Origin of the sequence: Paenibacillus sp. UMB7766-LJ446, assembly GCF_030226665.1 — a bacterium.
Lineage (GTDB): Bacteria > Bacillota > Bacilli > Paenibacillales > Paenibacillaceae > Paenibacillus > Paenibacillus vandeheii.
Genome location: NZ_JASOYM010000004.1, coordinates 414,746 through 429,625, shown reverse-complemented (window position 1 = coordinate 429,625; position 14,880 = coordinate 414,746). Strand labels below are relative to the sequence as shown.

General features: G+C 45.9%; 15 protein-coding genes. 1 reads left to right on the top strand and 14 read right to left on the bottom strand.

The window, feature by feature from the left end; translation table 11 throughout:
* Positions 1-194: 194 nt before the first annotated feature.
* The 13 genes from QP794_RS12975 to QP794_RS12920 form a co-directional block, all read right to left on the bottom strand.
* Positions 195-1,565 (bottom strand): HAMP domain-containing sensor histidine kinase, encoded by a 1,371-nt coding sequence (locus tag QP794_RS12975; protein ID WP_285077080.1) that lies wholly within the window; start codon positions 1,563-1,565, stop codon positions 195-197.
* Positions 1,562-2,236: a response regulator transcription factor gene (locus QP794_RS12970; RefSeq protein ID WP_285077078.1), complete on the bottom strand. Its 675-nt coding sequence runs from the start codon at positions 2,234-2,236 to the stop codon at positions 1,562-1,564. Before QP794_RS12970 ends, QP794_RS12975 begins: the two co-directional genes overlap by 4 nt.
* Before the next feature lie 89 nt (positions 2,237-2,325).
* Positions 2,326-3,069 carry a hypothetical protein gene (locus tag QP794_RS12965; RefSeq protein WP_285077076.1) on the bottom strand — a complete coding sequence of 248 codons (744 nt, stop codon included), beginning with the start codon at positions 3,067-3,069 and terminating at the stop codon, positions 2,326-2,328.
* Positions 3,070-3,216: 147 nt separating this feature from the next.
* Positions 3,217-4,293 carry a sensor histidine kinase gene (locus QP794_RS12960; RefSeq protein ID WP_285077074.1) on the bottom strand — a complete coding sequence of 359 codons (1,077 nt, stop codon included), beginning with the start codon at positions 4,291-4,293 and terminating at the stop codon, positions 3,217-3,219.
* Positions 4,290-4,964, bottom strand: coding sequence for a response regulator transcription factor (locus QP794_RS12955; RefSeq protein ID WP_285077072.1), 675 nt, complete (start codon positions 4,962-4,964; stop codon positions 4,290-4,292). Before QP794_RS12955 ends, QP794_RS12960 begins: the two co-directional genes overlap by 4 nt.
* Positions 4,965-5,095: 131 nt before the next feature.
* Positions 5,096-5,911 (bottom strand): ABC transporter permease, encoded by an 816-nt coding sequence (locus QP794_RS12950; protein ID WP_285077071.1) that lies wholly within the window; start codon positions 5,909-5,911, stop codon positions 5,096-5,098.
* Complete coding sequence (locus QP794_RS12945) at positions 5,908-6,948, bottom strand: ATP-binding cassette domain-containing protein (protein ID WP_285077068.1); 1,041 nt, start codon at positions 6,946-6,948, stop codon at positions 5,908-5,910. Before QP794_RS12945 ends, QP794_RS12950 begins: the two co-directional genes overlap by 4 nt.
* Positions 6,949-7,097: 149 nt before the next feature.
* The gene (locus tag QP794_RS12940; protein WP_285077067.1) at positions 7,098-8,498 is read right to left on the bottom strand and encodes a family 43 glycosylhydrolase; all 1,401 of its coding nucleotides are present in this window, start codon (positions 8,496-8,498) and stop codon (positions 7,098-7,100) included.
* Positions 8,499-8,560: 62 nt separating this feature from the next.
* On the bottom strand, positions 8,561-10,315 hold the full coding sequence (locus QP794_RS12935) for a glycoside hydrolase family 2 protein (protein WP_285077065.1): 1,755 nt from the start codon (positions 10,313-10,315) through the stop codon (positions 8,561-8,563).
* A gap of 84 nt (positions 10,316-10,399) precedes the next feature.
* Positions 10,400-10,576, bottom strand: a complete 177-nt coding sequence (locus QP794_RS12930; protein WP_285077063.1) for a hypothetical protein — start codon at positions 10,574-10,576, stop codon at positions 10,400-10,402.
* Positions 10,577-11,130: 554 nt separating this feature from the next.
* On the bottom strand, positions 11,131-11,496 hold the full coding sequence (locus QP794_RS33320; protein WP_483311903.1) for a family 43 glycosylhydrolase: 366 nt from the start codon (positions 11,494-11,496) through the stop codon (positions 11,131-11,133).
* Positions 11,487-11,780, bottom strand: a complete 294-nt coding sequence (locus QP794_RS33315) for a cupin domain-containing protein (RefSeq protein WP_483311902.1) — start codon at positions 11,778-11,780, stop codon at positions 11,487-11,489. Before QP794_RS33315 ends, QP794_RS33320 begins: the two co-directional genes overlap by 10 nt.
* Positions 11,770-12,729, bottom strand: a complete 960-nt coding sequence (locus QP794_RS12920) for an ArsR/SmtB family transcription factor (RefSeq protein ID WP_285077061.1) — start codon at positions 12,727-12,729, stop codon at positions 11,770-11,772. Before QP794_RS12920 ends, QP794_RS33315 begins: the two co-directional genes overlap by 11 nt.
* 194 nt (positions 12,730-12,923) lie before the next feature.
* On the opposite strand from QP794_RS12920, the gene QP794_RS12915 reads away from it, so the two are divergent.
* Positions 12,924-13,205 (top strand): hypothetical protein, encoded by a 282-nt coding sequence (locus QP794_RS12915; protein ID WP_285077059.1) that lies wholly within the window; start codon positions 12,924-12,926, stop codon positions 13,203-13,205.
* A 269-nt stretch (positions 13,206-13,474) separates the two neighbouring features.
* On the opposite strand, the gene QP794_RS12910 is transcribed toward QP794_RS12915, so the two are convergent.
* Positions 13,475-14,707: a cytochrome P450 gene (locus tag QP794_RS12910; protein WP_285077057.1), complete on the bottom strand. Its 1,233-nt coding sequence runs from the start codon at positions 14,705-14,707 to the stop codon at positions 13,475-13,477.
* Positions 14,708-14,880 lie beyond the last annotated feature (173 nt).

Genomic DNA, 14,880 nt, shown 5'->3' with positions numbered 1-14,880 from the left:
GTAACAAGCGTTAATTCAAGCCTAACCAACCAAGTTGTCCTCACCGTGACGACAATATGAACGGAGTATGAACTAACAAATAAAGGCCACGTTTCAAATACAAGGAAGCTTGTATTTGAAACGTGGCCTGAAAATTCGGTTAAACCATAATCCAGTGTAATATTCTGTTCTATACATTCATCTCTCCTTTATGTCTAAATATCGGTGGGTGGCGTGATTGGCAATGAAACGATAAAGGTCGTTCCCTGACCCACTTCGCTCTCCACCTCAATATCACCTTGATGAAGCGATACAATCTGTTTAACAATGGCAAGCCCCATACCACTACCGCCATACTTGCGACTATGAGAACGATCCGACTTGAAAAATCGTTCAAAAATACGCTTCTGGTCTTCGAGAGGAATTCCGATGCCCGTATCGGAGATTCGTACGGATACATTTTTGGCATCCTGCTTGATATCGACGTCAATTACGCCGCCATCCTTGGAAAATTTGATACCGTTGCTGAGAATGTTCGTCCATACCTGGTTCAACTGGTCGTGATCAGCCGTAACTTTAACGGTCTGTAAATCCAGTTCAAAATGAATATTGCGTGAAGACCATTGTGGCTGGAGAGTTACAATGACCCGCCTGATCTGTTCATCCAGGCTCAGTGTGCTAAGTCGCGGTTGCTGTGACTGCGATTCGAGCACACTCAGCTTGAGCAGATTATCACTCATTTTAGACATCCGCTTCGCCTCGGCGATGATAATATCAAGATAACGACTTCGTTCATGATCTGCGAGATTGACTTGTTTCAGTGCTTGAGCATAACCGGATATCGAAGTAAGCGGAGATTGAACCTCGTGTGACACATTCGTTACAAATTCCCTGCGCATCTGCTCCAACTGCTGCAGATCATGCATCATTTCTTCGAAGCTTCGTGCCAGCGTCCCCAGTTCTCCGGTTTGCTTGATATTCAGCTTAACATTGAAATCTCCAGCAGCGATCCGTTTGGTCGCCTTTGTCAGTTTTTTGATCGGTCTAACCAGAAATACGGAAGCAATCAGAATGATAATACTTCCTGCAAGCAATGAACAGGTTGCAAAGATCGAAGCCCATTGGACGACAAACAAGGAAGAAGGTGGAGAGAGCGTCTCAAAAAACATTGCTTTCGCTCCCATTTCCGTTTTCACCGGTAAACCTAAAAGAACTGTTGCAATACCGTTCGGATTGTCCTGGACTACGCCTCCATCTAACACTTTCTTTAGTTGCTCTTTCGTCACCGTGGCCGATTTATGTCCGTTAAGCTTTCCATACGACTGGAACTGACCCGATGCATCGTAAATTCGAATATGATATGAATTCAGTAGCTTCATTCCACTCACGAACGATTCTGCTTCACTTAATGGAAGGGTCTTGTAAATCTGCACGACATCTTGGCCGAAGTTACGTATGTTAATTTGAGCATTTTCATTCAATTGATCTTCAAATATCATCGTGGACATAAAAAAAGAAATGACTGTGCCGGCGATGACGGAGACCAGAAATGTCAGGACCACACGGATATATAACGATCTAATCATTCGTAAACCTCAAGCCGGTACCCCAGACCTCGCACCGTTTCGATCCGAAAATCGGGTGTTGTTGCGAACCGTTCACGCAGGCGTTTAATATGTACGTCTATCGTTCGATCATCACCGGCGTAATCAATACCCCAGATTTGATCGATCAATTGCTCACGTGTATAGACTTGTCCGGGTGTTCCAGCGAGTTTATAGAGCAATTCGAACTCCTTGAGCGGCAACGTAAGCGACTCTGTTCCGCTTGTCACCTTGTAGGTTTGTCGATCCAGGATGACGTTGCCGAAATGGATCGTCTGCGTGGAGCCGATTTTGTATCGTTTCAGTAATGCTCGAACACGAGCCGTGAGCTCCAACGGATCAAACGGTTTCGTCAGATAATCATCAGTCCCCAGTTCGAATCCCTTCACTTTCTCCCAGGTCTCCCCTCTCGCCGTCAGCATGAGCAACGGAAGATCAGGATTGGCTCTTCGCAGCTCCTTGCATAACGTCCAACCATCCATGATAGGCATCATGATATCAAGCACAACAAGATCGACATGTGTTGAGCCGTAAACGGTCAGTGCCTCCTTGCCATCCGCAGCTTCTGCCGTTTCGAATCCGTCATTTTTCAAAAATAAACAGACGAGCTCCCGAATATTCGGATCATCGTCAGCAACTAGTATTGTAGGCATTTGTTTCCTCTTTTCCTGTTTCCATGTCATGTAGTCGTAATCATTATACTATTATTGAATTTGTAAAAAGCAAGAAGCACGTAAGAAATTTAATTACGCCATCCCCTCAGAATGTTCTGCATCCCCGCCTTGTTATGAAGAAACTGTGTCACACGAGAGCCGTTGGCACCAGATGGATGAGGGAATCCCCATAAAATTTTCCCATTGTCTATCCGATGTTCATCAAGCAATTGATGAAGTACAGCCTCCACCGACTTTCCTAATGGAATAATAAGAGGATGCTTCAGCTGCTCCAATTCTGGAAGAAAAGACTCAAGTATGGCTTCATACAGAAATTCATTTTTAGTAATGGAAGGCTGGTGTCCATTGTAATTTTGCTTATTCACGTAGACCGGATATCGAATCAGGGAAGTTGTATGTAACAATGTACAGTCTGCTTCAAATAGCCTTTGCACATGGGGCACTGATAAGTAGTCATGCTGCCCTATCTCCTGGAGCATTTGAATCAAATTGGTACGCATGGAGCCGGCCATTCTTGCCGCCATTTTGGCTTTTTTACAGGCTTGCTCATATGAATGATGTTCCTTCAGAGCTTGGATGGCCGTTCTATAAGCAATCTCCATCTGTTGCCAACCTGGTGTGATGCCCACAAGCATGACTTTTGCGGAAGGATTGATATATTCATTATGCGGAGAATAGAATATATCAATCTCTCCCGAAGAGCTTAATTTCAGATCATTAATCAGCAGTTGTGCTTTTGAATACTTTGGCTGTATCGGGAATGAATTCATTATGTCAGTCAGACGCTTTTGGTGAGTAGAAGATATCAGCACTTTGCTCACTCCTTACGACCTTATGGGTTTGGCTTTCCTGTAAATTATCACTTGTATCTCTTATTTTGTACAAAAAAAGCCGAATTCATTGAAATAAAAAGGGTAATTGACAGACAACGTCCATCGATTACCCTTTATTGCATTCTTTTAAGCTGAATGGGCCGGAAGTTGTACCGTGAATGTCGCACCTTCTCCCGGTTCACTAAACACAGAGATGGTGCCATCATGCATCTCCACAATTTTATGCACGATGGATAAGCCCAGCCCACTGCCTCCCATGGAACGTGTACGGGATTGATCCACCTTGTAGAACCGTTCGAATATGCGAAGCTGATCCTGTTTGGTGATACCAGGACCACTATCCGTAATGCGAACACTGACCTTGTCTTCACTCTGCGTTAGGAAAATACCAATCGTTCCACCTTCTGGTGTGAACTTGATTGCATTATGAATCAGGTTGATCCATAACTGAATCATCAAGTCCTCGTCAGCAAAAATTTCAACTTCTTCCAGCTCTACGTTCATATCAATTTTTTTGTCATCCCATTGGGGTTCGCAAGCCAGAACAAGAGTCACCAGCTGTCGATCCAATCGGTAAGATGTTTTATGAGAGGCATGCTCGGATGAATCCAGAACGGCAAGTTTCATCAAATTATCACTGAGTCTGGACAAACGGACACATTCCGTCTCAATGATCGTCAGATACTTTTCCCGTTTCTCCTGATCCATATCTTTATTTTTCAACGCTCTGGCGAACCCGCTGATTGACGTGAGCGGTGATCCGATCTCATGTGATACGTTCGAGATGAACTCCTGACGTAAATCTTCCATCACTTTGAGATTCGCTGCCATATCGTTAATACTATCTACCAGCTCGGCTAACGGATGATTATGTCCTGGCCTTCCGTTTCTTTTCACATAAGCCGAATCCAGATTCACACGAAAATCGCCACGGGAAATACTTCTTAACGCCTGAATCATCTCGTGTAGGAAGTCATATTCCCTACCTTTGACCAGCGGGCCGATAATGACAATGAATAATCCGAAAAAAATAAATCCGAGCATGGCATTGATGAGTAAACTAATCAAATCATGCGGATTCCACGAAATATAGGCATACGCACTCTTGGTAATGTAGAATGCCGCTGTCCAGCAGGCAAACAGGGTCAGAGATATCAGAATGAAATTTCTGGCAACATGAAGAAATCCGGGCCCCTGCTTCATTGCCTTACCTCCAGACGATAGCCCAAACCTCGCATGGTACGAATGACGAAAGCATGCTCTTCCTCCGGAAACCGTTCACGAAGACGCTTGATATGCACATCAATCGTTCTCTCGTCCCCTTCATAATCATAACCCCAGATCTTTTCGATTAACTGATCCCGGGTAAAGGTCTTGCCAGGATAACTCGCAAGAGTAAACAACAGTTCAAATTCCTTGCGTGGCAACACAATATCCTGATCCCCCTGCTTGCACTCATACGTATCACGCCGCAGAACAAGTTCTCCAAGGGGTATCACTTGTGAAGTCATAATACGATATCGTTTCAACAAAGCCTTCACCCGTGCGACCAGTACCAGCGGGTCAAAAGGCTTTACTAAATAATCATCCGTCCCAAGTGTAAATCCTTTAATGATCTGCGAAGTTTCCCCTTTTGCCGTTAACATCAGGAGCGGCAGATCCGTCTGCTCTCTCAACTGACGGCACAGCTCCCATCCATCCATACCCGGCATCATAATATCGAGAACGACCAGGTCGACCTTATGGTCAGCGAGTAATCGCAGTGCATCCAGTCCGTCAACAGCCTCGATTACATGCAAACCTTCCTGCTGCAAAAAATGTCCTACCAGCTCTCGGATATGCGGGTCGTCATCAACGACCAATATGCTTGTCAATGTGACCACCTCCATTTTTTCAACCTTGCCTTATCCTTCACATTCTGTCAAGAAGGAGACCGTATACCCTGCGGGCATAACGTCTCTTTCCTGACATCCATTACTTTTCAGCAAAATTTCATGATTTTCAATTATGTTCTACGCATATATGCCCGTACAGTTAATGGTGCAAAAATGGCGACAATGACCGCAGCTCCGGCTAGGCTAGTCACCAGATCGGTTCCCATTGTCCCTTGATTCGCCAACTCCCGTACAGCTGAGACCAGATGGGATATCGGATTGACATTGACAACCCACTGAAGCCAATTCGGCATCGTATCTACCGGAACGAAAGCGTTCGAAGCAAAGGTGAGCGGAAACAGCACGAGCATAGAAATCCCCTGTACACTGGAAGCTGTACGAGCAATAACACCAAGAAAAGCAAATATCCAACTGATTGCCCAAGCGCATATAATAACCAGCAATCCTGCCAAAGCGACATGACCTAGTCCACCTGCAGGGCTATATCCCAATAAATAGCCAATCGTAAAGGTAAGGAACGTTGCAATGGTATATCGAATCGTGTCTGCCAGCAATGCTCCAGCCAGTGGCGCAATACGAGCTATAGGCAGCGATTTGAACCGGTCGAATACCCCTTTATCCATATCCTCACGCAATTGCACCCCCGTAACAACGGAGCTTGTAATTACCGTCTGGACCAGTATACCCGGAATAATCACCAACAAATAAGCTTGAATATTTCCCGAGATCGCACCGCCAAAAATGTACGTAAACATCATGGTGAAAATGATCGGCTGTAGTGTAACATCAAATAACTGCTCTGGTGTACGCCGAACCTTCAAAATCCCACGATAAGCCATCGTCAAGGAATTCCGGACGGTTTGCCCAAAGCTTGTGTATTTTCTCAGCTTCCGACTTGGGTTTTGTTTCGCTATTGTACTGTTCATGCTCGCAACTCCTTCACTGCATTTGATTTTTGAGATTCTTGAGATGTTTGAGACGCATGACCACTCGCATCTTGGCCTGTAATGGTCAGAAACACTTCATCAAGTGTAGGTTTCTGGACACTCATCTCTGCCAGATCAATGCCTGCGGAACGGAAGGCGATCAGCAAATCTGCTGCAATATTCGCATTCGCCATGGGTGCAGTAATCTTCCCTGCTTCCGCCGATACACTGGATTCTGTCCGAAGGATCTGCTCCACAATCTGCCGAGCGTGTTCAATCCGTGTCGGTTCCTGGATGCGCAGCTGAAGTGATGCAGTACCAACTGAAGCTTTCAAATCATCCACCGTGCCCTCTGCCACAACATGACCCTGATCGATTACGGCAACACGATCGGCCAGTTGATCTGCTTCATCAAGGTATTGTGTCGTCAGAAGCACTGTTGAACCTGTTTTGACCAACTGCCGGATCGTATTCCACATCTGTGCACGTGTCCGTGGATCGAGTCCCGTCGTCGGTTCATCCAGAAAGATCAGCGGCGGCTGAGCAATAAGGCTTGCTGCCAGATCCAGACGGCGGCGCATCCCTCCCGAGAACCCTTTGATCGGACGTTTCGCCGCTTCCGTCAAGCCGAATTCTTCGAGAAGCTCAGCTGTCTTGCGTTTGGATTCTGCGCGGCCAAGGCCCAATAGCCGTGAAAATATCATCAAGTTTTCATTGGCACTAAGTGACTCGTCAACGGATGCATATTGTCCTGTGAGTCCAATCAGCTGGCGTACGATATGTGACTCCTTCACCACATCATGCCCAAATATTTTGGCCGATCCTCCATCTGGCCGAAGCAGCGTGCCCAGCATACGAATCGTTGTTGTTTTCCCTGCTCCATTTGGACCCAGTACGCCGTAGATTGTACCCGCCTTTACATTCAGATTCACACCATCCACTGCATGTTTATCTCCAAACGTTTTCACGAGTCCTTGTGCTTCAATCGCCCATTCTCCAAGGTCATTGCCTGTTGCTCTTTGCTCTGTATTGTTCAATTGTGGTTCCTCCCATATCGTTTATAGGGGAAGAATAACGTACTTTTATGAACTGAATATGAATGGAATGAAGTTTCAATTTTAAAACATTAAAACCCCGCCAAGGTCCACATGGGACACTGGCAGGGTTGGAATCGTATCATAATTTTCTAATTTGCAGGTTTGATATCAAAAAAATCCAGTTCTCCATATCCTTCACCTTTGGAGAAGCGAATTTTGTTCACACCAGCCTTCAGCTGAATTCTCGCTGTAGACAGGCCCCAGTTCTCCCATCCCTTGTTCGTGATGTAGAAAGGGCTGGCCGTGCCTTCATTTACACTCAGCAGCAGGTTGGACCAGTTGCCACCTGCGGTGCCATTCGCCGTCCTTGCCAGAAGAATATACTGGCCAGTAGTCGCTGCATTGACGTTAAATTCCACATAGCTGTCCGCAGTATCGATATGTCCAGCTTTCATGCCACCTGAACCGGAAGGACTTTGGGAAGCGTAAGCGATCCCACCATAAGTTCCCTCTTCTCCTTCATATCGAACAATCGGCTTTTCTCCCGAAGGCAAGGCAATAGGAGCGTTGGGATTCACCGGTGTACCCAAATTGGGGGTATTGTCGGCATTCCAGGTGAACTTCTGTATGCGGATTTCTCGATTCCATCCGGAATTATTGAATTTTGCTGTGTGGTACATGATCCAGTCCTCGGTCCCGTCAGGAGACTTGGTAAAGGAATGATGACCCGGACCGTAAAGGCCGTTACCGGATTGGAAGATAGGCTGACTTCGCTTGCTCCAGGATGCCGGATTCAGCAAATTGCTTGAGGCGCTGGCAGTAATAAGCCCCAGACAATAATCATTGGTCCAGCTGCCACTTGCCGAGTACACAAGACTGATGACACCCTTTCGAACGATTACCTGCGGTCCTTCATTTACATTCGGAGAATGATTGGTTTCCCAGGTGTAGGTTGGTCGAGCAATCTCCACACGATTCGAATCGATGGTCCATGGATTGCTCATATGGGCAATATACAGATTCTGCCGTACATTCGTATCTCCTTCCCATCCCGACCAGAGGAAGTAGAGCAGTCCGTTCACCTGTAATACCGTCCCGTCGATGGCCCATTTGTTGGTTGGGTCCGTAATCTGTCCTTTGTATTGCCAGGTTCCCTGTGTGGGATCAGCTGATGTATTCTCCATAACATACATGCGGTGATTGACGTTATCTCCATCATCCTTGGCATAATAGATATACCATGCACCGTTGATGTAATGAAGCTCAGGGGCCCAGATGCCGCAGCAGCCGGTATTTACAACCGTGGTTGGAGCCGCATCAACGGTTGTTAATTGTGCTGACTTCCAGATGGTAACGTCTCCGCCTGTCGTTTTGGTGAAATAGTAGAATCCGTCTGTGTGCTTGTAAACCCATGGATCAGCTCCATCCTGCATCACCACATTATAGAAGTTGTTCTGAACGGTAGCTGCATGTGTCGTCTGTCCCATTGGAAAAATAAGAAATGCACATAAGGCCAGCAACAATTTGCTCCTGTAATTCATGATTTTCATCTACAGTCACGCTCCCTCTCCTATCGGATTATGAATCAAGCACGTAACTAACCCTTCAACGTTCAATCTTCGATAGCAGCCTTGCGGGAATTGATTCGACGAATGATTTCCGGGTCGAATTTGGGACGTCGGTCATAGGTGTACAGTCCATTCACTTCCTGTTCCACATCATACAGCTGGGTATAGCAAAACCCGAACATCTTTGGATGGTCCAGCAGGACATTGGTTAATCCCTCGTAACGCGCAATGAAAGCCTCTTCAGATTGGGGTCTATCTCCATATCCCCAAGCATTCTCATCCTGCTGATCCGGGTTCCACCAGATACCACCGTACTCACTGATAAAATAAGGCTGCCCTTCATACGTCTGCCGCTCCGGAAACGTATTGAACACTTCCCCGCCGCTTTTCATCGGTTCATATCTGGCACGGAACGTTTCCGGATTCTGATCATAGTCATGCAAATCGAAGATATCTGTCACCACATGAAAGTTACCGCTGGTATCAATGACAGGACGTGTCGGGTCCATTCGTTTAGTCATCTCATAGACAATACGGAGCACGTCGTTATCCTGACGCGTCCCACCACGATCCCACGTTTCGTTGAACGGACACCAACCGATAAGCGATGGATGATTGAAGTCACGTTCCATACCTTCCATCCATTCCGGCAGGAACCGGGCCAGACTTTCGGTCGTTGTAATATCCAGTCCCCAGTTGGCATGTTCTCCCCATACCAGATAGCCTAACTGGTCAGCCCAATACAGGAAACGCGGCTCAAACATCTTTTCGTGCAATCTCGCCCCATTAAAGCCAAGCTCCATAGAGATTTCGATATCCTTGCGCAGGTCCTCGTCGCTGGGTGCCGTATAGATGCCTTCCGGGTAAAATCCCTGATCCAGCACGAGCCGCTGAAAAATGGATTTCTCATTGATACGAAACGCCATACCATCCAGCCTTACCGTCCGTAGTCCAAAATACGAAGCAACCGTATCGCTGGTCTGATCCTGTTTATTCAGCTTCAGTTCCAGATCATAAAGTTTGGCATGCCCCGGCTCCCATAAATGGATCTCGGATAATGGAACGGTAAGCTTCACCGAAGGACCATGAACAACCGCGGTTGTCGACCCAACATCCTTTCCTTCAAAGCGGGCATTTGCAGTCAGTTCACCTCCAGCAGCGTTACCGCATATATTCGCTTCCAGGTGCACGCATGAATTATCCGGATCAGCGACGACTTTCATGTCGGATAGATACACCTCTGGCACCTGCTCCAGCCACACGGTCTGCCAGATCCCCGTAGTCCGGGTGTAATCACAGCCATGTGAATGGAATTGTTCGCTCTGTTTGCCTCGCGGCTGGCACCCAGAACGCACATCATCTTCCGCATACACCGTGACTACATTTGTACCCGATGAGACATGTGATGTGATGTCAAAATGGAAGGGTGAGTAGCCACCCCGATGCTTACCAACGGCTTTTCCGTTGACCCAGATCTCCGCTTCATAATCAACAGCGCCAAAATGAAGCAAAATGCGTCCGTTCATCCAGTTATCCGGGATAGAGAATTCCCGTTTATACCATACCGCCGCCATAAAATCGGTATATGTCACACCGGACAGCTTGCTTTCTGGGCAGAATGGAACGGTGATCGTTCCAGCGAGATGATGGCCGGGATGCTCATAGCCGCGTTCTTTTCCGCTTTTTCCATGATCCATTTCAAACTGCCAGGTTCCGTTAAGATTGGTCCAATTGCTCCGCACCCACTGAGGGCGAGGGTATTCCGGGCGGGGTATCTGTAACATCTTCTCTTTATTCATGTAAATCACTCCTATTAGTCTTTGATTGAAACGACGTATACTCCTTTTACAAAAAATCAGTGAGCTCCATGTAAGTGCCGTCATTCAATCCGGCCTCAAGCCCCCAGGGTAACGTTCGGGATTGATAATGATATCGGGAAGCTCGCCGGATGAGATCATCAGAGTAAAGGCATCCTCCTCCTGTCCAACGGACGGTGTAATAAAGTTCACTTTAATACCGGTCAATTGCTCTACTTGCTTTTGCACGGCTTGATTGTTCATGTCCGGAATGCTGGGATTGGCTGACATGCAAACGTTCAGCGTGGCATCTGTTTTATAGGGAAAGGCTGAATAATCGTTGGGAATGATCCGAACATATCCATCCCCCCGCTACGAATTTGAAATCCTCCCCAGAACGTTTTTGATCTGAATAGTAATGTTCTGTATTCGAATCAAAGTATAGTTACACAATAATTAGATGTCAACGTTTTCAATTTAATTTATTGTAACAAATTGCATTTGCCATTCCTGATTGTTTTTCTACAAGAAACATAAAAAAACGAAATGAATAACTGTAAAATAGCTGAAATACTGCTGATTTAATACACTTCACATGAATTCAATGGCAATAGAAGTATTGCTTTATTCCATGGATGACCGCACGCGTTTCCATCAAATTATTCACTTGTTTTTGTTTTTAATTACAAAATACTTGTAACTATAGGCACACTTATACACAATTCTCGAGCCTTAGGTTTCACTCTCCCGATGGAAGTTGAAGCGCATGATCATCGCTGAAAGGCACACCAAAATCAGGTGTTCCATCGCCGTTCCATTCAAATTTTTGAATGCGCGTTGCCCGTAAACCGGTATCTGCACCCGGTGCAGGAAGAGCATGATATATAATCCAGTCCTCCAGACCATCCGGGTGACGTTGTAAAACTGTTGTGCCCTGTGGCATATACATTATTTTCAATACTTTTTCGAAAAACAGGCTGCAAGGATTTGGTCCATGATGAGGCCAGCATCGGATCATCCTCTTCATTCATGGTCAGCATGCCCAGTGCATAATCTTCCGACCAGGTTGTGCTTGCCGAGTAAATCAGAAAAATGCGTCCATTTCGATGCAGCGTGACCGGACCTTCATTAATCGCCATTCCGCCTTGCTTTTCCCAGGAAAGGGTGGGCGTAGTTAGCAGCACATGCTCCCCCTCTTCAACACGGTGCCATCCAGACCGGGGACAGGAGTTTCCAGTGCCCACACACAACCGTGATGAAGCCCTGGCGGAATCATAATGAGGTCACCCGCACCCACTTTGACATTCTGCTCAGGGGAACTGTAATACCCTTCTCCATCCAGTATAAGTGTGAGTTCGTCATAAGCATGTGAATGGGACTTGAATAAGCCCTCACCCTGCTCCAGATGAAACAAGTGAGGTTTGAAACGCTCGATACTCACGATAAATGAGGTACCGTTACTTGGCATATCTCGCATCCTTATCGCCCGCATTCATCGTATACTTTACCTGCATCATAATGTTCTGTTCATGATCTCCGAATTCATTACCGAACAGATTCATACCGCCCTGATGTCTGGCATCCGGATGGATTCCAATTCGTAATCTTAACTTGTGTTTATCCTCGAGATGAAGATCGGACAGGGACACATCCGAAATTTTCTCCTTGTCCAGCATGGTCTTGTTGTCGTCCACTCGCCATTTTTTGAGAATGCCGTACTGTGTGGAACCATCAGACCACCATGCCGGATTCAGTTTGCCACGGCGGTCACCCAAATCTCCGGGACTTGTCCACATTCCGATCTCAGTGCCATTGACCCAAACGGAAATATCCGAAGGCCACTCATTATTATAGGTTGCTACTTCAGAACAGATTTCCATGGACAATTCCAAAGCTTCAATCGTTGCACCTTGCGGAATATCCATCGGAAGCAAATATTCCAGATACCCTTTTGCCAGCCAGATGATCTGAGCATCAATATGCTTGGGATGATAAAAGCTTGCCGGGTCGTCTTCCTTCAGAATCATTTCCTCCGTGCTCGCCATACCACATGTTGGCGCAACCTCACAATCGCTGTAATGCCCTATCGGCATATGAACTTCATAGACATTCGTATCCCGTTGGGGAAAGGAACTCACCCTGTCCAGGGCAATATGAATATCATCATAATTGCGGCTGCAAACCTTCATGGCCCCGCGCGAAGCTGGAAGCATTTCTGTATGTATTAAATGGGCAGCCTCCAGCACTTTAATATGGTTGGCTACCGTCGACACTGGCAGGTTCAACGCCTCGGCGATTTCGATAATGTTTAGCTTGTTTGCATTCAAAAGCTGGAGAATGTCAATCCGGGAACGCGTCGACAAGGCGTGAGTGACACTTACTAGTTTTTCCGGGTCGTTAAAGCTAAGTTCCAGCACGATTCTGCTCTCCTTTGGAAAAGTTAAATTAAAAATAATTTTACTGAATAACAGGAATAAACACAATGATACCATGTGTAATCCTGGTACCTCAGCTCTCATTTGAGAACATTTTCCACGTAATTTTTCCTGTAACTAAGGCAATGAATAGAGTAATCTGTATTTCTGCATTTCTAGTGAAAGGAAGGTTATACGTGATAAATGAAATCAATAGCTGGATCAGGCATATTGCTTCTAACTATATCTTGATTATTGCGGCAGCTGTTATTTTTTTTGCGATCAAGGCTGTAATTGGGTTCTATACCTACAAGCATTACAATAAAAAGTTGGACCATCTGCACCACAAAGTCGATTTGCTCATGAAGGAGCAGCAGCATTTTGCCCGGCCGTTTTCCCCTCCTGACGAAAATAAGCACATGACGCAGAAAGAAGACCACGAAGACCACGTCGAGTCATCGCCACCTCCCCTAATGTAATTTTCTCATATCTATTTGTATGGTAACCCGTGAAATCCTTCCCCTACTCTGTCACCTAAACAGCTGTTTTGTCATATAGATTATCATGTCTAGCTTAAGCATATATTCAGCCACATTGCTGCAGCTCCTACTTGCGTGAATTATCCCCTTGAATCTCTGCCACGGTGAATCAAAACTAATGGCTTAAACGATATAAAAGCCGCAGATCGGATGCTGTTAAGCATCTAATCTCGGCTTTTTGTATGAAAAGTATGATATTCGCCTTTCTCCTAGTGCCCAATCTTCACGGGCAAGTATGTCAGGGACTGACCTGGAGCCGAGACGGTAAGATGGTTTTCCAATTCAAATGATTCAACCGATTCGATAAAGGGCACCCTTTCTACAAATGCGGTCAAAGCAACACTTAATTCCATTCTCGCCAGTGGAGCACCCAGACAGAAATGTGGACCATTTCCAAAGGTAAGATGTTTTTTGTTATTAGGACGATGAATATTCAATTCGAACGGATTCTCAAATACGTTCTCATCCATATTCGCCGCACTCATCCATGAGATGACAACATCCCCTTTTTTCAGTTGTACACCCAACAGATCATTATCCTTCTTAACCGTCCGATGCCGCTTGGCATTATGAAATCGATAACGAAGCATCTCTTCCACTGCAAGTGGGACAAGCTGAGGGTTCTCTCTTAATTGAACATACAAGTTGGGGTCATCATAGAGAAAAGAATAAAATGTACTGGATACCATGTGACTGGTTGTTTCAATACCGGCTCCGAGCAAAAGCATTGTAGTCCGAACAACCTCATCATCGGAAAATTTCTCGCCGTCCACATCCACCTTCAGCAGATCCGTAATGATATCGTCACCAGGCTGTGCCCGTTTCCGAACGACAATAGGGTACAGGAACTGGTAATACTCCTGCGCTGCGACCTGCTTTTTCAGTTCCATTTCCTCTGCATTTTCGTTATTTGCAGGTTGAAACAGAATGTCTACCCAGCTTTTGAAGCGATGGCTGTCTGTTAGCGGGATACCCAACAAATCAGCCATAACCATTGACGGCAAAGGTGCTGCCAGAGCTTGTACGATGTCGATCGTTGTATCGAGCTCGATGTCCTCGACCAGTTGAGTTGCAATGTTCCGAATCCGTGGCTCCCAGTTTTTCAGGCTGCGCGGTGTAAATGCAGCAGAGAGCAGCGAACGGCTTTTTGGATGGCCCGGGGGATCGATGCTGGAAATATTCATTTTGTCCGGGGGTGTACCTTCCTTGTTTTTGGCACCAACGGATATGGTTGTTCTTGAGCCTTCGGATGAGAAAAATTCATGATTGCTTAGTACCTGCTTAACATCGTCATACCTGAACACATTCCAGGTGTCCGTATCCTCATGATAGTAGACAGGTTTCTCCGACAACATTTTCCGAAACCAGTGAATTGGGAAAAACTCCTCCGATCTTGACTGGAAATTGCTTATATCGTGAACACGAATCACTTCTTTGTACATCCAAACACCGCCTCTCGAACTATTTTTCTTTGTCGGCACATGAATTGACAGTTCAGCGCACAACCCATTTTATACCAATCGTATATTATTTGAAATGAAACTTTTGAACTAAATTCATAATATGTATAATTTAAGGTGTATTTTTATACTGTTCGTACATTTAATGATGAAAA

Excerpts from the sequence above, each read along its gene's own strand:
- QP794_RS12975 (WP_285077080.1), bottom strand. The coding sequence starts at position 1,565 with ATGATTAGATCGTTATATATCCGTGTGGTCCTGACATTTCTGGTCTCC.
- QP794_RS12970 (WP_285077078.1), bottom strand. The coding sequence starts at position 2,236 with ATGCCTACAATACTAGTTGCTGACGATGATCCGAATATTCGGGAGCTC.
- QP794_RS12960 (WP_285077074.1), bottom strand. The coding sequence starts at position 4,293 with ATGAAGCAGGGGCCCGGATTTCTTCATGTTGCCAGAAATTTCATTCTG.
- QP794_RS12950 (WP_285077071.1), bottom strand. The coding sequence starts at position 5,911 with ATGAACAGTACAATAGCGAAACAAAACCCAAGTCGGAAGCTGAGAAAA.
- QP794_RS12940 (WP_285077067.1), bottom strand. The coding sequence starts at position 8,498 with ATGAAAATCATGAATTACAGGAGCAAATTGTTGCTGGCCTTATGTGCA.
- QP794_RS12935 (WP_285077065.1), bottom strand. The coding sequence starts at position 10,315 with ATGAATAAAGAGAAGATGTTACAGATACCCCGCCCGGAATACCCTCGC.
- QP794_RS12930 (WP_285077063.1), bottom strand. The coding sequence starts at position 10,576 with ATGAACAATCAAGCCGTGCAAAAGCAAGTAGAGCAATTGACCGGTATT.
- QP794_RS33315 (WP_483311902.1), bottom strand. The coding sequence starts at position 11,780 with ATGCCAAGTAACGGTACCTCATTTATCGTGAGTATCGAGCGTTTCAAA.
- QP794_RS12910 (WP_285077057.1), bottom strand. The coding sequence starts at position 14,707 with ATGTACAAAGAAGTGATTCGTGTTCACGATATAAGCAATTTCCAGTCA.